At 56.9% G+C, this 21,076-nt stretch carries 15 protein-coding genes; 7 read left to right on the top strand and 8 right to left on the bottom strand.

Features of this window, described 5'->3' with window-relative positions; genetic code table 11:
* Positions 1-60 precede the first annotated feature (60 nt).
* Together treB and treC are read left to right on the top strand one after the other, a co-directional pair.
* Positions 61-1,482 (top strand): PTS trehalose transporter subunit IIBC, encoded by a 1,422-nt coding sequence (treB, locus tag EV102420_RS08140; RefSeq protein ID WP_042390793.1) that lies wholly within the window; start codon positions 61-63, stop codon positions 1,480-1,482.
* 16 nt (positions 1,483-1,498) lie between these two features.
* Complete coding sequence (gene treC, locus EV102420_RS08135; protein WP_042390790.1) at positions 1,499-3,151, top strand: alpha,alpha-phosphotrehalase; 1,653 nt, start codon at positions 1,499-1,501, stop codon at positions 3,149-3,151.
* Between the two features lie 65 nt (positions 3,152-3,216).
* Here treC and treR read toward each other — a convergent pair whose 3' ends face one another.
* From treR to EV102420_RS08110, 5 genes are all read right to left on the bottom strand, one after another.
* Positions 3,217-4,167 (bottom strand): trehalose operon repressor TreR, encoded by a 951-nt coding sequence (gene treR, locus EV102420_RS08130; protein WP_042390788.1) that lies wholly within the window; start codon positions 4,165-4,167, stop codon positions 3,217-3,219.
* Between the two features lie 68 nt (positions 4,168-4,235).
* Positions 4,236-5,501: a translesion error-prone DNA polymerase V subunit UmuC gene (umuC, locus tag EV102420_RS08125; RefSeq protein ID WP_042390785.1), complete on the bottom strand. Its 1,266-nt coding sequence runs from the start codon at positions 5,499-5,501 to the stop codon at positions 4,236-4,238.
* Positions 5,502-5,504: 3 nt separating this feature from the next.
* Positions 5,505-5,930, bottom strand: a complete 426-nt coding sequence (locus EV102420_RS08120; RefSeq protein WP_077776506.1) for a translesion error-prone DNA polymerase V autoproteolytic subunit — start codon at positions 5,928-5,930, stop codon at positions 5,505-5,507.
* Positions 5,931-6,314: 384 nt separating this feature from the next.
* Complete coding sequence (locus tag EV102420_RS08115; protein WP_042390780.1) at positions 6,315-7,448, bottom strand: glutathione-independent formaldehyde dehydrogenase; 1,134 nt, start codon at positions 7,446-7,448, stop codon at positions 6,315-6,317.
* 413 nt (positions 7,449-7,861) lie between these two features.
* Complete coding sequence (locus EV102420_RS08110) at positions 7,862-9,082, bottom strand: amino acid deaminase (RefSeq protein WP_042390779.1); 1,221 nt, start codon at positions 9,080-9,082, stop codon at positions 7,862-7,864.
* 201 nt (positions 9,083-9,283) lie between these two features.
* Between EV102420_RS08110 and EV102420_RS08105 the strand changes: the two genes are divergently transcribed.
* The 3 genes from EV102420_RS08105 to EV102420_RS08095 all read left to right on the top strand — a co-directional run bounded on the left by EV102420_RS08105 (position 9,284) and on the right by EV102420_RS08095 (position 12,798).
* Positions 9,284-10,726 (top strand): N-acyl-D-amino-acid deacylase family protein, encoded by a 1,443-nt coding sequence (locus tag EV102420_RS08105; RefSeq protein ID WP_042390777.1) that lies wholly within the window; start codon positions 9,284-9,286, stop codon positions 10,724-10,726.
* Between the two features lie 9 nt (positions 10,727-10,735).
* Positions 10,736-11,131 carry a RidA family protein gene (locus EV102420_RS08100; RefSeq protein ID WP_042390775.1) on the top strand — a complete coding sequence of 132 codons (396 nt, stop codon included), beginning with the start codon at positions 10,736-10,738 and terminating at the stop codon, positions 11,129-11,131.
* 179 nt (positions 11,132-11,310) lie between these two features.
* The gene (locus EV102420_RS08095) at positions 11,311-12,798 is read left to right on the top strand and encodes a sodium:solute symporter family protein (protein WP_042390774.1); all 1,488 of its coding nucleotides are present in this window, start codon (positions 11,311-11,313) and stop codon (positions 12,796-12,798) included.
* Positions 12,799-12,817: 19 nt separating this feature from the next.
* Here the strand turns inward: EV102420_RS08095 and EV102420_RS08090 are convergent, their stop codons facing one another.
* Positions 12,818-13,681 carry a MurR/RpiR family transcriptional regulator gene (locus tag EV102420_RS08090; protein WP_042390773.1) on the bottom strand — a complete coding sequence of 288 codons (864 nt, stop codon included), beginning with the start codon at positions 13,679-13,681 and terminating at the stop codon, positions 12,818-12,820.
* Positions 13,682-13,998: 317 nt separating this feature from the next.
* Between EV102420_RS08090 and EV102420_RS08085 the strand changes: the two genes are divergently transcribed.
* Positions 13,999-14,619, top strand: coding sequence for a response regulator transcription factor (locus EV102420_RS08085; protein ID WP_042390771.1), 621 nt, complete (start codon positions 13,999-14,001; stop codon positions 14,617-14,619).
* Between the two features lie 49 nt (positions 14,620-14,668).
* The gene (locus EV102420_RS08080; protein WP_042390769.1) at positions 14,669-15,073 is read left to right on the top strand and encodes a hypothetical protein; all 405 of its coding nucleotides are present in this window, start codon (positions 14,669-14,671) and stop codon (positions 15,071-15,073) included.
* 3 nt (positions 15,074-15,076) lie between these two features.
* Here the strand turns inward: EV102420_RS08080 and EV102420_RS08075 are convergent, their stop codons facing one another.
* Together EV102420_RS08075 and EV102420_RS08070 are read right to left on the bottom strand one after the other, a co-directional pair.
* Positions 15,077-20,656: a trifunctional serine/threonine-protein kinase/ATP-binding protein/sensor histidine kinase gene (locus tag EV102420_RS08075; RefSeq protein ID WP_042390767.1), complete on the bottom strand. Its 5,580-nt coding sequence runs from the start codon at positions 20,654-20,656 to the stop codon at positions 15,077-15,079.
* Positions 20,656-21,039, bottom strand: a complete 384-nt coding sequence (locus EV102420_RS08070) for a response regulator transcription factor (RefSeq protein ID WP_042390765.1) — start codon at positions 21,037-21,039, stop codon at positions 20,656-20,658. Before EV102420_RS08070 ends, EV102420_RS08075 begins: the two co-directional genes overlap by 1 nt.
* Positions 21,040-21,076 lie beyond the last annotated feature (37 nt).

Below are 21,076 nucleotides of genomic sequence, written 5' to 3'. Positions count from 1 at the left end.
GACTCCTCACTAAGATGAGCACCACTTAAAACCATCTTACTAATGTGTTGGACATTAACTATGGCTAAGAAAGCAAACACCCAAGATGTTGATAAACTCATATTTCTTGTTGGCGGCGTTGAAAATATTGCAGCGGTAACCCACTGCATCACCCGGCTGCGCTTCGTTCTGAACGATGCATCAAAAGCGCAGCCGAAAGAGATTGAAGCGCTGCCCATGGTTAAGGGCTGCTTCACGAATGCCGGGCAGTTTCAGGTGGTAATCGGCACCGACGTCGGTGACTGGTATCAGGTGCTGCTGAAACAAACGCAAATGAGCGGCATGGATAAAGAAAGCGCTAAACGCGTTGCCCGTCAAAATATGAAATGGCACGAAAGTCTGATCTCTCACCTGGCCGAAATATTCTTTCCTCTGCTGCCAGCCCTGGTCAGCGGTGGTTTGATTTTAGGCTTTCGTAACGTCATCGGCGATCTGCCATTACATAACAATGAACCCCTCATTAATGCATCAGCGGTGTGGAAAAATATCTACGATTTCCTGTGGTTGATTGGCGAGGCGATATTCTTTTACATCCCGGTAGGTATTTGCTGGTCAGTGATGAGAAAAATGGGGGGTACGCCGATACTCGGTATCGTACTCGGCATCACCCTGGTCTCGCCGCAGTTGATGAATGCTTACATGCTGGGACAGCAGGTGCCTGATATATGGAATTTTGGCCTGTTTACCATTGAAAAAGTAGGCTATCAGTCACAGGTGATCCCCTCTGTACTGGCAGCCATGGCGCTGGCGTGGCTGGAAATCAATCTTAAGCGCATTGTGCCCGACTATCTTTCACTTGTGATTGTGCCGGTAGTGTCGCTGATTGTTGCTGTTTTCCTGGCCCATACCCTTATCGGACCCTTTGGCCGAATTATCGGCGATGGTATCGCATGGGGCGTCAGCCATTTGATGACAGGTCCTTTCGCACCTGTCGGTTCAGCGCTGTTTGGTTTCCTTTATGCTCCGCTCGTGATCACCGGCGTACATCAGACTACGCTGGCAATCGACCTACAGCTTATCCAGAACATGGGTGGTACACCGGTCTGGCCGATCATTGCCCTCTCGAATATGGCGCAGGCCTCTGCCGTACTTGGCATCATATTAATCAGTAAAAAAACAAACGAGCGTGAAATTTCCGTTCCTGCCGCCATCTCCGCCTACCTCGGCGTCACCGAGCCCGCGATGTATGGTATTAACATGAAATATCGCTTCCCGATGCTGTGCGGCATGGTGGGATCCGGCTGCGCCGGTCTGGTTTGTGGTCTCTTCAGCGTGACCGCCAGTGGCATCGGCGTCGGTGGTTTACCGGCGATCCTCTCAATACAAACGCGTTACTGGTCTGTCTTCGGCGCGGCAATGATGGTTGCCATTGTCATCCCACTGGTGCTGACCATCGCGATTTACAAAAGAAAACAGGCTTCAGGCAAGCTGCTGGTTGTTTAGAGAGAGGGAAAAACTCGTGAAAAATAATATCCACTGGTGGCAGAACGGCGTTATCTACCAGATCTACCCACGCAGTTTTCAGGACAGTACAGGAAACGGCATGGGTGATATCAATGGTATCACCCGTCGACTGGATTATCTGCAGTGGCTGGGCGTCAGCGCCATCTGGCTGACGCCCATCTACTCATCGCCCCAGGTAGACAATGGCTATGACGTTGCGGACTATTACGATATCGATCCTCTGTTCGGCACCATGGAAGATTTCGAAAATCTGATTGCGGCCGCCCATGAGCGTCAGATAAAAGTGATCATGGATATGGTGTTTAACCATACCTCAACGCAGCATGCCTGGTTCAAATCGGCTGCCAGCAATCGTTTAAGCCCATGGCGCAATTTTTATATCTGGCGCGATGGTAAAGGCGCCCTGCCGCCTAATAACTGGCATTCAAAGTTTGGCGGCAGCGCGTGGCAGTGGCATGAAGAGAGCCAGCAATACTATCTGCACTCTTTTTCCCCTGAACAGGCCGATCTCAACTGGGAGAATCCGGACGTGCGTAACGCGCTAAAAGCGGTGTGTCACTTCTGGGCGGATAAAGGGATCGACGGGCTGCGGCTGGATGTCATTAACCTGGTGTCGAAGCATCCCGATCTCCCGGACGATCACGACGGGGATGGGCGTCGCTACTATACCGACGGTCCCGCCATTCATGATTTTCTGGAAGAGATGAGCCGGGATGTTTTTCAACCCCGCGGGTTAATGACGGTCGGCGAAATGTCATCCACTCAGCTGGCTCACTGCCAGCGTTATGCACGGCTGGATGGCAAAGAGCTCTCGATGACCTTTAATTTTCACCATCTCAAAATAGATTATGATGAGGGCAAAAAGTGGAACCGCGGTACACCGGATCGCGTTCATCTGAAAAAGATATTCTCAGAATGGCAGTGCGGCATGCATGGTCTGGCATGGAATGCACTCTTCTGGTGTAATCACGATCAGCCACGCATCGTCTCCCGCCTGGGTGACGATGGCCCCCTGCGTGAGGTTTCTGCAAAAATGCTGGCGATGGTATTACACGGCATGCAGGGCACGCCTTATATTTTTCAGGGTGAAGAGATCGGGATGACCGATCCGCATTTTAAGCATATCGATCAATATCGCGATGTAGAGAGCCTGAATATTTATCAATCGCTGATTACAGCGGGCATCTCTCAGGAACACGTTCTGGCGATCCTGGAGAAAAAATCGCGTGATAACAGTAGAACGCCTGTGCAATGGGACAATAGCATTAACGCAGGCTTCACCAGCGGCAAAAGCTGGATTGACGTAGCCGATAACTATGATGTCATTAACGTTGAGCAGGAACGGCTGAATGCGCATTCAGTCCTGAACACCTATCGCCGTCTCATTGAGCTGCGAAAAAGCCTGCCCGTCTTGACCCTTGGCGACTATACCGATATGGATCCGCTGAGTGAGAGCATCTGGTGCTACAAACGAGAAGATGGTGATAATAGCCTGCTAGTGTTGGCGAATCTTACACCGGATACAGTCTCTATTGACGATTACTTTGGTGAGGAAGAACGCTGGCGTCTACTGTACGGTAATTATGACGACGCGCAGAATAGTGTACATTCGCTGCGTCCTTATGAATGCATGTGGTGGATGAAATAACCGACTCTCGCAAAGCGTGATGCCGACGTCTATTTGATGATACGCGTCGGCAATCATTACGTTCACTAGGCAACAAACTGACAGGGAATAACAATTTTTTTCTTTTCGACATTCCCGTTTAACAGGGCGATCAGGAGCTGTATGGCCTCGCGACCCGCATCCGGATAGCCCAGCCTGACTGAAATGACCTCTGGAAATAAAAAGCTCAGCAGCGGAATGCTCCCGATACTGCCTATCTCAATATTAAAATTCTTTTCACGTATAAATTTGATCGCGCCGAGGGCGATGGTATCCGTCGCACAGATCAGTGCCCGCGTTTCTGCATTCACGATCTCCGCCGCCAGTTGATAGCCGCTCTGATAGGTTAAATTTCCCAATGCTGCGCGGGGAATAAAACCGAACTGTTCACATCCCTGCAGATAAGCCTGGTAACGTTCGCTGCCTGTGGTTTTATCTTTCTCCGCGACGCCAATAAAACTCACGTTTTCAGCACCGTTGTGCACCATACGCTGCATCAGCATTCGCACCGCGCCAGCACCATCATAACGAACTCGGGGAAAGCCAGAGAGTTCGCTTTCGATAAGTACCACTCTGTCTTTCCACTGTCTGAGCATGGTGCTGGCGATCCCGGTAAAACCAAAAATAATGACGCCTTCAACCTGACGGTTTTCCAGTACTTTCAGGTGTTCTTCAAGACGTTCCGGTTGTAGCAGCGTTTCCATAATCAGCGCATCATATCCGTGCTGATAAACGTGAGGCAAAATGGTCTGCACGGCCTGGTTCTCTGAGGCCGAATCGAGGCGTGTCACAATGATACCGATGATTTTTTCACGCTGGGCGCGGAGAGACTGCGCGGCTTTTGAAGGCGTAAAACCATACTGTCGGATAACGGACTGGACGTGGTCAAGCGTGGATTTTTTGACTTTTGGGCTGTTATTGATGACAAGTGAAACCGTGGATTTACTTACGCCACTCAGTTTTGCTATATCATTCAGAGTGAGTTTCTTACCTTCCATACCTGCTCCACACCTTAGCTTTTCTCTCTTTCGACAATCTTAACGCATTACCTGGCCTTAACGCTTGTCTATATGCAAATCGGCAGATCTGACCATCGGGTGGTGTAGCGCGGCGAGAGCATCTCGCGCTTCATCTGCCACGTCTGCTGGATCCCCTGCCCGGCAAAATAGAGCGTCCCCTGCCCTTTTTTTTCGTTGAGTTTATCCAGCACCGCCATCAGCGCCTCGCTGCCCGGACGCGGCGCGTTAGCGTCAAAGAGATCGAGCTGCGCCACGCCCTGGCTGTAGAAATCCCCGAGCATGACGCCCGCCTTCTGATAGCGATGGCCCTCGCGCCAGATGGTATCCAGACAGCGTGTCGCGGCGTGGATAATATCCCGGCTGTCCTGCGTGGGGGTCAGCAGCTTCACCATCGCGCTGTTGCCGTAGTAAGGCTCCCCTGCGGCGAAGGGTGAGGTTTTCACAAAGGCGGAGATGACGCGGCAGTATTGATGCTGGCCGCGCAGCCTGGCCGCCGCCCGCGACGCGTAGGTGCAGACGGCCTGCCTGACCGCTTCATAGTCCGCCGTGCGCTCGCCAAAGCTGCGGCTGCAAAGGATCTCCTGCCTGGCAGGGACAAACTCATCGAACGCCAGGCAGGACTCGCCCCGCAGCTCCCGCACCGTGCGCTCCATCACCACGCTGAACTGCTTGCGGATAAAGCGGATATCGCTATCGGCGAGTTGCAGTACGGTTTTGATCCCGTGCGCATCTAGCGCTTTCGCGAGGCGTCGCCCAATGCCCCATACCTCCTCGACCGGCAGCCGCTCCATCAGCCGCCGCTGGCGATCAACGTTAGAGAGATCCACCACGCCGCCCAGCTGCGGCCAGCGCTTGGCGGCATAGTTAGCCAGCTTGGCCAGGGTTTTGGTCTGCGCAATCCCCACCCCGACTCTCAGGTGGGTCTCACGCCACAGCGTGTTGCGGATCTCCTGGCCAAACTCCTCCAGCACCCGGCAGTTACGCACCCCGGAGAGATCGCAGAACGCCTCATCAATGGAGTAGACGTCCACGCGCGGGCAGAGCCTCTCCAGCGTGCCCATGACGCGGCGGCTCATGTCGGCGTACAGCTCATAGTTGCTGCTAAAGCAGGTGACGCGGTGGGCGCGAAACAGATCCCGCTGCTTGAAGAACGGCGCGCCCATGGTAATACCCAGCCTTTTCGCTTCCGCGCTGAGGGCGATCACGCAGCCATCATTATTGCTCAGCACCACCACCGGCTTGCCTTGCAGATCGGGCCGGAAGACCGTTTCACAGCTGGCATAGAATGCGTTCACATCCACCAGGGCGAACATGATTCAGCACGTGAATTTGATTATGTGAGTCACGACGCCGAAGATTTCGAGCGCCTCTTCACTGCCGATGCGGATGGGCGTATAGCGGGGATTGCGGGGATTAAGCTGAACGGTGGGACGAAGCTGAAGCTCTTTAACGGTAAACTCGCCGTCAACGGCGGCGATAACAATATCGCCATGGGTGGCGGTACGGGCGCTATCGACGACCAGCAGGTCGCCATCGTTGATGCCGCCGTCGATCATCGAATCCCCCGCCGCCTTCACGAAGTAGGTCGCGTTGGGGTGGTGGATCATTAATTCGTTCAGGTCGAGACTCTGTTCCACATAGTCCTGCGCCGGGGAGGGAAAACCGCACGGCACGACATCGCCAAACAGAGGAAACGCGAGAACTTCGCGCAGCTCAGCGGGCTTATAAAATGTTAAACTCACGGACGTCACCTTATTATAATAATCACTGTGTATTTATACAGTAGATTTATATGACGTCGTGATCAAGTGGCTTAAGTAAATACCTGGCGCCGCTTATCTCATCATGAATAATAAAAATCAATATTTATCAATAAATTAACGCATATGTAAATTTTTGACTTTTGTATTCAATCGCTTATTTTATACGCGCAGCGTATTTAAAATCCCACTGCCTGGCCGTCGCGACGGCTGTCGCTGGCAATAACACAGCCATCACGGCGCTCCGTCTCATGGCAGATCCGAAAAAAGACAATATGTGATGTGAAGCATTAAGCCACAGCAGGCGGTTTTTATTCTCCCTCTCACCATGGCCTACATGTGGCTTATGTTCTGTTGGTTCATAATTCAGGGTTTCAGAATGACTTTTGTCCAGCCATTATCACGAGCGTCAAAATGCTTATACCCCTCGGGGGCGTCTGACAGCGCGAGGCGATGTGAGATGATCTGCGCCGGATTAGCTCTACCCTGATGGATAAGCCTTGCGAGCTGGCGGTTGTACGCTTTTACGTTACACTGGCCGGTCTTAATTGACTGACCTTTGAACCAGAAAGTACCAAAATCGAAAGGCACTTTACCTTCTTTAGCCAGATCGGTCGCCCCCCCGGGATCCTGAGGAACAAAAACGCCTACCGCACCAATGCCGCCCGTGGCTTTGGTTGATGCGACAAGGCTATTCAAGGTAGCGGAGTTATCCTCGTGGCCATGCTTATTGCAGCATTGATAACCCACGCATTCGCAGCCGCAATCCGTGCCGCGCCCATCGGTTAATTCGAGAATTTTATTTACCGCATCATCACCCACACCGTTGATCGCCACCGCACCAAGTTGTTCGGCCAACGCCAGTCGGTCTGGATGGGTATCGACAACAAACACCTGTGATGCGCCTTTAATCATGGCCGAATGGGCAGCCATCAAGCCGACCGGGCCAGCACCGTAGATGGCAACACTCTCCCCGGGGCGTAATCCTGCCAGCTCAGTGGCATGCCAGCCGGTCGGGAAGATATCGGAAAGCAAAACGTAATCTTCTTCCTTTTCAACTGCATCCGGAGGCAGTACCAGACAGTTAAAGTCAGCATAGGGAACGCGCAATAACTCCGCCTGTCCACCATCCCACTGGCCCATATCCGCAAAGCCATAGGCGGCACCGGCCGCACCCGGGTTTGCCGTCAGGCAGTAGCCGGTTAGCCCTTTCTCGCAATTTTCACAGAATCCGCAGCCGACATTAAAGGGCAAGCAGACATAATCACCGACTTTAATTCGCTCAACAGCACTGCCGACTTCAATCACCTGGCCCAGATTTTCATGGCCGAAGATGCGACCCTGCTCGAAGCTGGTTCGTCCTTCATACATATGCAAGTCGGAACCGCAGATATTTGTGGTGGTAATACGGACAATCACATCAGTCTGGCGAACAATTTTGGGGTCCGGAACGTCTTTGACTGAAACGTCAAAAGGTCCGTTATAGACAACTGCTTTCATAGTGTTCTCCTCTCCCGCACGATCGGTTTGAGGATGGCGACTGCGTGACGCTTTGCTGTCGCGACCCTCTTGTTGGTGCTGCTTTTTCAATCAAAAAGCGTGGTTGAAGATGTAAGTGTAGAACAGCTCATGGGGCAGCCGGGTGAAATTAATGTCGTGTAACTAATTGAAATATATAGCCGCTTCGCTAGAAGCCCGCTTGTATGCATGACGCGGCAGCTCATAAATTTATAGGTGAATTTTTGAGTTTTTTATTCAATCGCTTACTTTATACGCGCAGCGTATCTAAAAACCTACCGCCTGGCCGTTAGGCGGCAAAGCGGACTGCTCAATAACGTCCTGCTCCCGGCCCGCACGCTGGGGTTGCCCGCAGGCGGTAGATAAACCATCACTGCCAACAAGATTGCCCGATGTTAAAACAGCGTGTCGAGCTGATCGATGACGCGATAGTCGTCATCAATCACCAGCAGCGTTTTGTATTTATCGAAGGTCAGGCACGGATGTGACGTGCCAAAGACCAGAATGTCACCGACGCGGACGTCGCTTTCCGGGGCCAGCTTCACCATACAGTGCTGATCCATTACCCCGACGCTGACGATGGCCTGCGGCTGGAACGGCAGCGCCTGGCCGTGACGGTAGTGGGCAATGGGCTGCGGCAGCCCGGCGTCAAAGGCGCAGTCGCGCTTGCCGAAGTTCACCACCGCGCGGTCGGCTTCCGGCACTGACTGTACCATCGCCACCAGCTCCAGGGCGGAAGCGAGATCGCCGCCCAGATCGCAGGCGACGCGGTCGCGCTCAATCAGCGTCTGCTGCGCGTCGGCATAAATCCCCCGGTCATGGGTGATATAGCAGCCCGGACGGATCACGATCCGGCACTGCGCCGGTTTCTTTGCGTTGAGCCAGATATTACACACTACGTCATACCAGACGGTGCCGGCCCCGGTGAGAATAAACTCGCCGTCCACCAGATGCTCCATGCCACAGGCAAGCTCGGCGGCATCGCGCAGCAGGGCTTCAACCTGCGGCTGCGGATCGTCACCGTGCAGCACGCCCTCATACAGCTCCAGCCCGCGCAGCCGCAGTCCCGGCAGATCGTGGATCTTCTGCGCCAGCGCCAGCGCGGCGTCGGTGCTGCGACAGCCGCAGCGCCCGCCGGGCACGCCCAACTCTACCAGCACATCCAGCGTCTGGTTTTGCCCGGAGAAAAACTCTGCAAGCGCAGCGGCATTGTCAACGCTGTCCACGCAGCAGGCAAAATCCACCTCATGGTAATGCTGCTTAAGCTGAGCGATCAGCTGCATGTTGGCCTTCCCCACCAGCTGGTTCACCATCAGCACGCGCTTGATGCCGCTCGCCATGGCTGCCCCGGCCTGCCAGGCGCTGCCGACGCCAATCGCCCACGCGCCCGCCTGCTGCTGCGCCTGAAAGATCCATGGCGTCATGGTGGTTTTGCCGTGCGGCGCCAGCGAGACGCCGCGTGCATCGGCATAGCGTTGCATCCAGTCGATGTTATTACGCAGCGCCGACTGCTTAAGCACCGCCGCTGGCAGGCAAACATCCTCCGCCAGCACGTTTGCCGGGGTGCGCATGATCGCAGACTTATGGGTCACTAACGTATCGGAGTGATATTTCATAACATGATCCTTAACGGTTTATCGTGTTTTAACGTTAAAATAACATATTTATCTATATGAAAATAAAGCGATAAATATAATATTGTTATTATTTTTGAATAAAAGTATCACAAAACGATCTGGCTTTTGCGTAGTTTTCCACTGTTTTTTGAGCTTGTAAATGGTTAACTTGGCTTAAGAACAAAAAGGGAGTGAGGTGTTATGAAGCATGACTGGCTTTTCAAAAACGCCACCGTTATCGACGGCAGCGGCGGATCTGAATACCGTGCCGATGTGGCGGTCAGCGGCGATCGTATCGTAGCGATTGCGCCTGCGATCCACGCTCAGGCCGAGCATGTTATCGACGCCACGGGTAAGGTGCTGTCGCCCGGCTTTATCGACGTGCATACCCATGATGATACCAACGTCATCCGTATGCCCGATTACCTGCCGAAAATCAGCCAGGGGATCACCACTGTTATTGTCGGCAACTGCGGCATCAGCGCCGCCACCGCCACGATCCGCAGCGACGTACCGGACCCGATGAACCTGCTGGGCGAGAAAGAACACTTTATCTACCCGACGGTAGATGCCTACGCCCATGCGCTGGAAGCCGCGCGGCCCGCCATCAACGTCGGGACGCTGATTGGCCATACGACCCTGCGCAATAACCATATGGACGATCTGTTCCGGGCGGCAACCGCAGAGGAGCTTGCCGCCATGCGTCAGCAGCTGCGCGTGGCACTACAGCAGGGGGCGTTGGGCATGAGCTCCGGACTGGCCTACGCCACGGCGTTTCACTCCTCCACCGATGAAGTCATGGCCCTGGCGGAAGAGCTGGCGGCGGAAAAAAGTATCTATACCACGCACCTGCGCTCTGAGTTTGAACCGATTCTGGAGGCGCTCGACGAAGCGTTCCGGATTGGCCGCCACGGCAAGGTGCCGGTGGTGGTGTCACACCATAAGTGCGCCGGCGCAAAAAATTGGGGTCGCACGCGGGAGACGTTGGCATTTTTCGACAAGATGCGCCAGCACCAGGAGATCGCCTGCGATTGCTACCCCTACTCCGCCAGCTCTTCGACGCTGGATCTCAAGCAGGTGACCGACGAGTTTGACATCGTCATTACCTGGTCTGAGCCGCATCCGGAGCAGGCGGGCAAAACGCTACAGCAGATAGCGGACGGCTGGCAGGTGAGCCTGCACAGCGCGGCGGAGCAGCTGATGCCCGCCGGGGCCATTTACTACAACATGGACGAGCAGGACGTGCGCCGGGTGCTGCGCTATCCGGTGACGATGATCGGTTCCGACGGGCTGCCGAACGACCCGATGCCGCACCCACGCCTGTGGGGCGCATTCCCGCGCGTGCTGGGCCATTACTGTCGCGACGAGAAGCTTTTCCCGCTGACAATGGCCGTGCACAAGATGACGGGCATGTCGGCGGCGCGCTTCCTGCTGCCGCAGCGGGGCCTGATCAAAACCGGCTACTATGCGGACCTGGTACTTTTTGATCCGCAGACGGTGCGCGACGTCGCCAGCTTCTCGGATCCCAAACGGCCCGCAGACGGCATTGACGCCGTGATGGTGAACGGGGTGATGAGTTACGACCACAATAAACGCATTACAGGACGCGCAGGACGTTTCCTGCGTCGGCAGACCACAGAATAAGGAGCAACGATGAGCATTAAACGTTATGGCACCGAGGGCGGTACCGGTACAGGCGGACAGCACCTGCCATTTGCCAGGGCGGTAGAGGCTGGCGGCTGGCTGTACGTCTCCGGCCAGACCCCCATGAAAAATGGCGAAGTGGTGGAAGGCGGCATTGTCGATCAGTCCCGGCTGGCGATCCAGAACTGCGTGGATATCATGACCGAAGCGGGCTATACCCTGGCGGATGTGGTTCACGTGAAGGTGATCCTCACCGACGCCCGCTACTTCCAGTCGTTCAACAAGGTCTTCCGGGAATTTTTTGGCGACCATCCCCCTGCCCGCATCTGCTGCGTCGCGGACCTGGTCGTGGATTGCAAAGTTGAAGTCGATGTGACCTGCTACAACGCCGCTCGCATCAAATAATCTCCTCTCCCTTGCGCGCAAGGGAGATCGCATATTTATAAAAAAGCTATCGCGGTACCCTGGCAAAATTTATTTTGCCTGTACTCTCGGATCCCCTGCGCCTTTTTTCAGGTGACCGGTCCTGTTAACTCATCCATTTCGCGCAGACGAAATAGATTAACGATATCTGGACGTGAGCAATGAATAATATCTCTTTTCTGGTCTGGTTCACCCTCTATGCCTGCGCCATGATTACGCTCGGCTGGTACGTTTCGCGGCATCAAAAAAATGGCGATGACTTTCTGCTGGGCGGCCGCTCGTTGCCGATGATATTAACCCTGGGATCAACGGTCGGCACCATGGTCGGCACCGGCTCAAGCGTCGGCGCAGTAGGATTTGGCTATACTAACGGCTGGGCCGGGATGCTGTATGGCCTCGGCGGCGCGGTAGGCATCTTACTGGTCGCCTGGCTATTTGCCCCAGTGCGTAAATTACGCTTTATGACCATGAGCGAAGAGATCTCTTATTACACAGGCGGCAGTAAAATTGTTAAAAACGTCGTTGCCGTGCTGATATTTATTGCCTCTATTGGCTGGCTGGGGGCGCATATTTTAGGTGGTGGTTTATACCTTGCCTGGGCCAGTGGAATAGACATTAACGTCGCCAAAATTATTATTGCCCTGGCGTTTGTGGTGTATGTCGGTATTGGGGGTTATTCCGCCGTGGTATGGATCGATACCGTTCAATCGATCATCCTGTTTGTCGGCTTTATTTTAATGGCCGTGCTGGCGGTGAACCACGTCGGCGGCTGGGAGAATATCAAGCATGCCGTCGATCCTGCCGCCCAGAGCCTGTTTGCGGTGGATAAGCTTGGCGTCCTGCCCGCCTTCTCGCTGGCGATGGTGATTGGCGTCGGCGTGCTGGCGACCCCCTCTTACCGTCAGCGCATCTATTCGGCAAAAACGGTGTCGTCGGTGCGCCAGTCGTTTACCATCACCGGCCTGCTGTATCTGCTCTTCTCCTTCCTGCCCGCGATTATCGGCATGGCGGTCTGGACAATGAACGCCCAGCTGGACAACAGCGGCTTCGCCTTCCTGTTCGCGACCCAGGTTCTGCCGCCGGTGCTGGCGATGGCGGTGCTGATTGCCGGCATGTCCGCCAATATGTCCTCTGGCAGCTCGGATGCTATCGCCGGGGTATCGATCATCCTGCGCGATCTCTATACCCTGGTGACCGGCCATATGCCTGCACCGGAGAAAGCCATTCGCCTGTCGCGCATCTTCCTGGTGCTGGTGATCGCCCTTGCCCTGCTGTTCGCCCTGACCTCTAACGACATCATCAGCTATATCACCAAAATGATCTCGATGATTATGTCCGGCATGTTTATCTGCTCAATTCTGGGTCGCTTCTGGCACCGCTTTAACTGGCAGGGAGCGCTGGCCGCGCTGGCGGGCGGTGCGGGTGCCTCCGTCGCCGTATTGATGGACAGCGACTGGCTGGCCTTCTGGGGCAACCCCTGCGTACCCTCGGTGCTGACCAGCCTGGGTTGCGCGGTAGTGGTGACGCTGGTCACGCCTGCCAACGCGCTCAGCCGGGAAGAGGCGCTGGCGCTGATCACCCGTGAACGCGAAAGCCAGCCGGACGCCCCGCCGCTGCCGATCGGCAAACGTAAACCGTCGGAGGGCTAGCGGAGCACGCTGGCGTGGATCAATCCCCCAGCGGCTGACGATCTACGCCGCCGCGGTGGCTGTCCAGCGCCAGCTTGATACGGCGCAGCCGATCTTTGGTCTGCGCCTTGTTCGCCATCGCCAGTTCGGTCGCCAGCACGTCCACCATCGCCAGCATGGCATAGCGGGAGGTGCTGGGCTTAAAGATGTAGTCGTTTTCCCGCACCAGCAGGGGCAGCACCAGATCGGCCTGCTCCGCCAGCGGCGTCTCCAGCGGCGTAATGGCGATCACCTTCGCCCCGTACTGCCTGGCAATCGCCGCACTCTCAATCATCTCCGGGGTATAACCGCCCAGCGACAGCACCAGCACCACGTCCTGCGGGGCGACGGCGGAACACATCATCCGCACCAGCAGACCGTCGCTCTGACTGACCACCGGCAGGCCAAGGCGGAAAAAGCGGTACTGCAGCTCCTGGGCGCAGATGGTGGATCCCCCGCCCATGCCAATGGCGAGAATTTGCCGCGCCTGACTGAGCCAGCTAACCGCTTTGTTCAACGCCTCGCCGTTAAGCGCCCGGCGGTTGGTCTCCAGCACGCTGATAATCGATTCGTAAATCCCCTGCACGCCTTCGAGATCCGGTACGTCGAGGATAAAGCGCTGCCCTACCGCCAGGGACTGCGCCAGCTTCATTTTCAATTCTCGCACGTCTTTGCAGCCCAACGCCCGCGCAAAGCGGGTGACAGAGGCCTGGCTGGTGTGGGTCAAACGCGCCAGCTCGGCAATCGGCAGGTCCGCCGCCGTAGCGACATCATCAAGGATGAACTGGGCGATGCGCTTTTCGGTAGCGGTCAGCTCCATAAAGCGATCGGTGATGCAGGAGATAATATCAATCGTATAAGCCATGCGTAGCGTCAGGGTTCAGAAGAAGAGTGGTACTTTGTATCATAATTTGCCTGCCCGCTGTCAGCTACTGTAACCTGATCATTACGCCTCTTTTTTTACCGCTGCTCAATTATTACTCTTTAGTTGTCAATATCTTACCTGACGCCACCCGATCTTCGTATTTTCAAGATGATAATGAGAATTATTGTGTTACTATCCGGTTATTATTTGGTAAACACGTGGTGTATGTCTCTGTTATATAAGACAACAAAATGGTTATATGCTTTCTTAATAACCGATTCAGACGCAGGCATACCCGTTGATGGCAAGGACTACTCATGGATCCTATTGTTTATGTAGTAGATGATGATAATTCGGTAAGGCAATCTCTGGTCAGGTTGTTAATGGCAGAGGATTATCGGGTTGCTGACTTTCCTTCAGCGAAGGCCTTTCTTTCTCATGCGTTCAGGCCAGAGCCCGGCTGCCTTATCCTCGATATGAACATGCCGGACGCCGACGGTTTTGACGTAGCCGAATCGCTGACCAAGCTCGGCTACCTCATTCCGGTGATCTTTCTCACCGGGTTCGGCACCATTCCGCTATCGGTTAAGGCGATGAAGGCCGGGGCCTATGAGTTTATGACCAAGCCCGCCGTGCCGGGGCTGCTGCTCAAGGCCGTGGCGGACGCGCTGGCGCTGGCGGAAAAAAATATGGGCGCGTCGCAGGAGATACAGACGCTCACCAGCCGCTACGAGTCGCTGACCCCGCGCGAGAAAGAGGTGTTTCAACTGGCCATCGGCGGCCTGCTGAACAAGCAGATTGCCACCGCCATGGGCGTGAGTGAAATTACCGCCAAGGTGCATAAGAAGCGGGTCATGGAAAAAATGGAAGTGCGCTCGCTGGCGGATCTGGTCCGCTGTGCGGAGCGTCTTAATATAGTGAAATCGCAAAGCCGCTAGCCATCGTGCTGCGGCCTGTTGTTAACCTTAAAGCCTCCCGGAGAAACCGATGACCAGTCAACCCGCTACAGAGCCCCGCTCGCAGCTTAAGTCCCTTTCATCCACGCTGAGAAAACTGCATAAAACGCTGGTCGATCTCGAAACCACGCGTTTTGGCGATCCCGGCAACGCGTTTGAGCATTTACAGCTGCTGACCAGCCACCCGCAGTTTGCCTGGCTGCGGCAGATCTCCGAGGTGCTGGTAGACATTGACGAGCGGCTGGACGACAAAGAGCAGCCGGTAGACGGCGCGGCGGTAGAGAACGTGCGTAAAACGCTCGTCAGCCTGCTGAGTGCAGAAAACAGCGGTGAGTTTCGCCAGAAATACCTCGATGCGCTTCAGGCGTCCACCGAGGTGGCCACGGCGCATGGCGAACTGCGTAACCGTTTAACGCAGCTCGCTCCCGCGTCCTAAGCGCTACTCACCCTGCTGGTCATGCACCGGCAGGGTAAACCAGAATCGGCTGCCGTGGCGCTCGCCCGGGACAGCCTGCAGCCGTCCCGCATGACGCTCAATGATAGAGTGGCTGATGCTCAGCCCCATCCCCATCCCCTGCTCTTTGGTAGTGTAGAACGAATCAAACAGCCGCTCCTGCACCTCGGGGCTGAGGCCAATCCCGGTATCGGTAATATCCAGACGAATGCTGCCCGGTTCCGGGTTCAGCGAGCTAACGGTGAGGGTGAGCGGACGGTCATGTATGCCTGCCATGGCATCAATCGCGTTGACGATAAGGTTCAGCAGCACCTGCTGGATTTGCACGCTGTCGCCATAGATAAAGGCGTCCTGCGCCTTAAGCTGATAGTGGAGCGCAATCTGCTGCCGCTCCAGCTCGCTGCGTGAGAGCGCCACAATGTGGTAGACCAGATGGTGCAGATTTACCCGCGAGCGGCTTGCCGTCTGGTTGCGCGTCAGCGCCTGTAAACCGCGAATGATATTCCCGGCGCGCTCGCCCTCGCTGATGATCTCTTCCAGGCTGGTGCGCGCATGGCTGAGCATGGCCGGCTCCCGGCTGAGCCAGCGCAGGCTGGCACCCGCATTGGCCACAATCGACATCAGCGGCTGGTTGATCTCATGGGCGATAGAGGCCGTCAGCTGCCCGACCGTGGTCGCCCGGGAGACGCGGGCGAGATCGGCCTGCGCCACGCGTACGGCGTCCTCCGACTGGCGGCGGGCGGTGATATCGGTGATAACGCCGAAATACTCCGCGACGCTGGGTTCATCTCCCACCGGATTACCCACCCCCAGAATGTAGCGGCAATCTCCGTCCGGGCGGAACACGCGGAACTCGGCGCGCATCGAGACGCCGTTGCGCACGCTATCGGTCACCAGTCGGCTGATGCGCTGATAATCTTCCGGATGCACCAGCATCAGGAAATCCGCCATCGAGATCGTGCGCTGCCGGTCCGGCAGGCCGAGGATGCGGGCGTATTCATCGGAGACAAACATCAGATCCTGGTCGATATCCCAGCGCCAGGTGCCGGTGTTGCTGATGCGCTCCCCGAGCATTAAAGAGGTCTGGCTGGCGCGCAGCTCTTTCTCAACCCGCCGCCGCTGGACGTTCTCCTCCAGCAGCTCGGCGTACAGGCGCGCCGTTTCCAGCGATACCGCCGCCTGCGACGCCAGCATCCTGACGATGCGTGAATGCTCGGCAGTGAAGATCTCCGGCATGACGCGGTTTTCCAGATAGAGTACGCCGACCATTTTGGCCTGCTTATACATCGGGACGCACATCACCGCCGCGCCGGACGTCACCAGATAGGCATCCTGGCTGAAGGGGCTGAAGCTTCCCGGCTTGCCGGTGCGGATCTCCTGGCCGGTACGCATCACCGCCGAGAGAATCGACAGCGGCATATCGGTGGCTGAAGGCCGCTCTTTAACCCGCCGCACCTTCACGCCGTCCGAGGAGGTCTCCGCGCAGGCCTGGGTTTCCAGCACGTTGTTATCAAGAATGCGAATCAGCAGACCGCGCTGGGCACCTGCCCGCTCAAGCAGCAGGGTCATCAGCGTCTGCATCAGCCGGTCGAGGTCGATCTCCTCCGTCATGGCCCGCACCGCTCTGAGCATGCTCTCCAGATCGTGTACGACCTCATTCTGCGCAAAGGCGATGGTGTCGTAGGGGGTGCTCTGTGTCGATGGCGAGAGGTGCGGATAGTGGCGCTCCAGCTGGCGCAGTTTCGCCATTGCCCCCCACCGCCGCCACGCAGAAAACGCCCCGCGGAAATAGGCCTCGGAGGCTACCTGGAAACCCGCTGCTTTAGCAAAGCCGCCCGCTAACTCACAGGCCAGGCCGTGGATGTGATGAAACTCCGCGTCGCCCGAGAGCTTAATTGCCCTCTCATACTGGGCGATGGCAATGTCATTTTTCTGCTCCAGGCGCGCCAGCTCAGCGCCAACCAGCGCCTCTTTATCGGCAAAGGTCGCCGGATTATGCCGGGCCCACAGCGCGATCCGATCGTGATGGCCTTTTACCGTGTCCCGCTGCGCGGCGGTCGCGCTCTCCGGCTTCAGAGAGAGCGTTAGCGAAAGCGCGCTGTAAAAATGGTAATCGAGCAGATGGATATACCCCGGCACGCTGTCGACCATTGGCGCAGCGTTCTCCAGGCAGTGGGATGCCTCGGCGTACTCCCCCGCCATAAAGTGCGCCATGCCGCGATAGAGCCAGAACCAGAACAGCGTCAGAGGGATATGCTGATGGCCGCGCGCGGTTTCATCGGCAATCAGCGACGCCGGGAACACCTCCGCGCCGGTAAAATTCCCCGAGGCATTACGCAGGTGATTCACATACAGCCGCTGCAGCAGGAGCAGGATCTCGACATCCGGGAAGCGCAGTTTGCGAATAAAGCCCAGGCCGCGCTCAATGGTGGTCAGCACGCCGTCCAGGTGATCGCCCCGGGTGAGAAAATTCATGGTCTGATGGCGAATGATAAAACAGGCGGCGGTGAGATCGCCGTGGTCAACCGAGGCCGTAAAGCAGGTTTTCGCGCTCTCGATGGCCGATCCGATCGGCTTCACCCACGAGGTGGCAAGATCCACCGCCAGCAGCGTCCGCCCTTTGAAATTGTTAAAGCCGTGCTGCATCACCAGCTCATGGGCAAGCTGGCTCCAGATAAACCCGTGTGGATATTCGTGGTAGCGGCGGCCAATCAGCACGCCATACCAGGCAAACGCCGCCGTTGAGGCACCGCATAATCCCCGGTCCAGCGTCATATGGATGATTTTGCAGAGCAGTAAAAAGTGCAGACGCGGACAGGCAAAGGCGGCGAACATGCTGGCGCTGAGCATCAGGCTCATGATCGTTTCCGCCTCCCGGTCTTGCGTTACGGCAAGGGTCTGAAAAGCTGCGACCGGATCGCCGCTAATTCGCGACTCTACCGAGCGCCATGCCTCGTCGCAGTCACCTGCGTTCGGGTGGCGGCTAAGGTCAACATCAAAGGCGGCCAGACCGGACAGGGCCGTCTCCAGCGCCAGCGGCATATTGGACTGACGCATATAAATTTCCGCCATCATGCAGGCGGCTACCGCTTTCTGGTGCGGGCGCGGGGCGTGCATCAGCCGCTGGCACAGCGCCAACGCAGAGGGGAGATTACCTTGCAGAAACTCACACTCCGCCTCATCGAAATCAAGCTGGAAAGCTTCATCCGGCTCGGCGTGCAGCGCATCCTCATGTAGCCGCTTTGCGGTACGCAGATAACGCACGGCAGAGGCGTAATCACCGGTGCTTTTCGCCCGCTGGGCGGCAAGATGACAGACCGCACGGTAGCTGTCGCGCTCCGGCGAGAAGCGAATGTCGTTAAGCGCTGAAGTGATATGGTGAACCGCCAAAAACAGCCGATCGCTGTCGTCGCTCTGGCGCGCTGCCTCGGTGAACAGGCGCGCGGCAGAGAGATTAAGCTGGCCGATCTCGTCAGCGTTAAGCAGCGCCCGCGCCGCCTTGTGTACGCGATCGTGCGTAAAGGTATATTCATCACCAGCAAGGCTAATCAGCCGGGCGGAAACCGCCGGTTGCAGCTGCTCATGCAGATGCTCGGGAGTAATCGCCTGCATCTGGCTCAGCAGCGCGGGCTTGCCTGTTCCGCCGACGCAGGCGAGGCAGCCGAGCAGCCTGCGCGCCGGCAAAGGCATATCCGCCAGCTGCAGCAGCACCAGGCTTGCCACGTTTTCGGTGTAGTTTCGCGCCCGGATCGCGGGCAGATCGTAATACCACTTGCCCTGCTTTTTGTTATGGGTGATCAGCCCGTCTTTGACGATGCGCTGAAAAAACTCATGGGTAAACAGCGGGTTGCCGCCGGTTTTTTCATGAATCAGCGTCGCCAGCTCGTGTAAGCCAGACGCCCGGGCCTGAAAAATGTCCGCCAGCCAGCGCGCGACCGCCTTCACGTTCAGCGGCGCTGGCCGGATATCGACAAGATGACGGGCGTCGGCGCGCAGGTTTTTTAGCAGCGTTTGTGCGCTACCGTCGGGAAACGCGTCGGTATCGGAGTGGGCAACCACCATAAGCAGCGGCAGCGCGCCGCTGGCCTGGGTCAGGTATTCCAGCAATTGCAGGCTGGCCTGGTCTATCCAGTGAATATCGTCAATTAATAACACCAGCGGACAGTCCGGCGTGGCGAAGGCCTCCACCAGCCGGGATGCCATCTGGTTGAAACGTGCTTTGGCATCGGTGGAGTCGAGATCGCCCACGGTGAGGGAGCGGTTGTCCAGCAGCAGGCCTAGCTCCGGCACCAGCTTGACGGCCAGGACGGCATAGCTGCCAAGCGCGCGGGTCAGCCGCCGCTTCCAGCGCGCAACGTCCTCTGCGCCCAGCCCCAGCAGATAGAGCGTTAGCGAGCGAAAGGCCGAGGCGATAACGGTATAGGGCACGACGGCCGAATATTGATCGGCTTTGCTGACCGCCAGCAGCACCCGCCGATGCTGGAGCGTTTTCAGCGCCGAGGCGATGAGCGACGACTTGCCGCTGCCGAGCGGGCCGCTAATGACCACCAGCGAATGCGCGCCGCTCTCCGTGACCTGGTCAAACGCCGCCAGCAACTGCTGCTGCTGGGGATGGGCCAGGTAGAGATTGTCCGGCAAAAAGCGGGCGGGCAGACGATCCTGCAAGCCTGGCGTAAACGGCGTGATATCCCCGTTTTCTGCCAGATTCGCCTGACAGCGACGCAGGTCGGCGATCAGGCCCTCCACCGTCTGGTATCGGTTAGCCGGGGATTTTTCCAGCAGGCGCAGAACGATCGCCGAGAGCATGCCGGGCACCGAGGGCCGCACCTCGTGCAGCGGCCGGGGAACGGAAGCAATATGGTGATGCGCCCACTCCGCCTGCCCGCCTTCGCTGGGCTCAAAGGGCAGCGTGCCGGTCAGCAGTTCATACAGCACGATGCCCAGGCTGTAGAGATCGCTGCGGCTGTCGACGCTATCGCGGGTGCGCGCGGTGTGCTCCGGCGACATATAGGCCAGCGTCCCGCCGGGCACCGACAGGCTCGCCTGGCTGGCGATCTCCGGCGAGCCGGTGGTCAAGCCGAATCCGGCCAGCCGGTACGCGCCGCCGGGATCGATAAAAAAGTTGCCGGGTTTGATATCGCTGTGCACCAGCCCCTGGGCATGCATCTGCCGCAGCGGCGTACACAGCCCTAGCGCCATCGCCAGGAAGTCAGCGATATTGCCTACCCGCAGGCGGGTGGATTGCGCCAGGGTGCGGAAGGGAAACGGCGCATAGACCAGGGCATAGCGGCCGTGATGGCTGGTGGAGCTGATGGGTCGTACCGCCCACATACCGGAGAGCTGCATACGCAGGGCAAATTCGTTTTTGAGCAGCCGGGTTGCCTGAAACTCTGCATCATCGCTGGCGGCGCTGGCCAGAATAAAGCTCTCGCCCGAATGCAGCGGATGACATAGGGTCCAGGCGATGCAGCCGTCCTGAGCCAGCGGGGTGAAGATAATGTCATCGGTTAAGGTAAATACGTCCCCATTCATCAGCTTGCCAGCGGCAGAAAGTTTCTCGCTCATCAGCGCTCCTCGCGTAAAGAGAGTTCACGGCGGATATGTTCCAGCAGCGTATCAATATTGATGGGCTTGCGTAAAAGCGAGACGGCCTCCGCGCCCGTGATCGTCCACTGGCTGTTTTTCTCTTCGTGTCCGGAGATAAAAATAACCGGCGGCGGATTGGGCTGCGATACGACGGAGGTATAGAGTTCCAGGCCGCTCATCCCCTTGAGCTTGACGTCGAGGATCAACAGATCGGCGCTTGCCAACGCTGAGTCGTCACTGAGAAACGCTTCTGCGGATTCGAAGGTGCAGGTATCGTAGCCCTCCGACAGCAGTAAATTGCTTAATCCGCTGCGAACGGAACGTTCATCGTCAACAATGACAATGCGCGGAGAGAACGCCATGCCGTGATCCTCTGACTGAGCTCACGCGAACGTGAGT

Source organism: Pseudescherichia vulneris NBRC 102420, from assembly GCF_000759795.1.
GTDB classification, from domain to species: Bacteria; Pseudomonadota; Gammaproteobacteria; order Enterobacterales; family Enterobacteriaceae; genus Pseudescherichia; species Pseudescherichia vulneris.
Note: the sequence above shows the minus strand (reverse complement) of the source record. Positions and strands in the feature narration are given on the sequence as shown.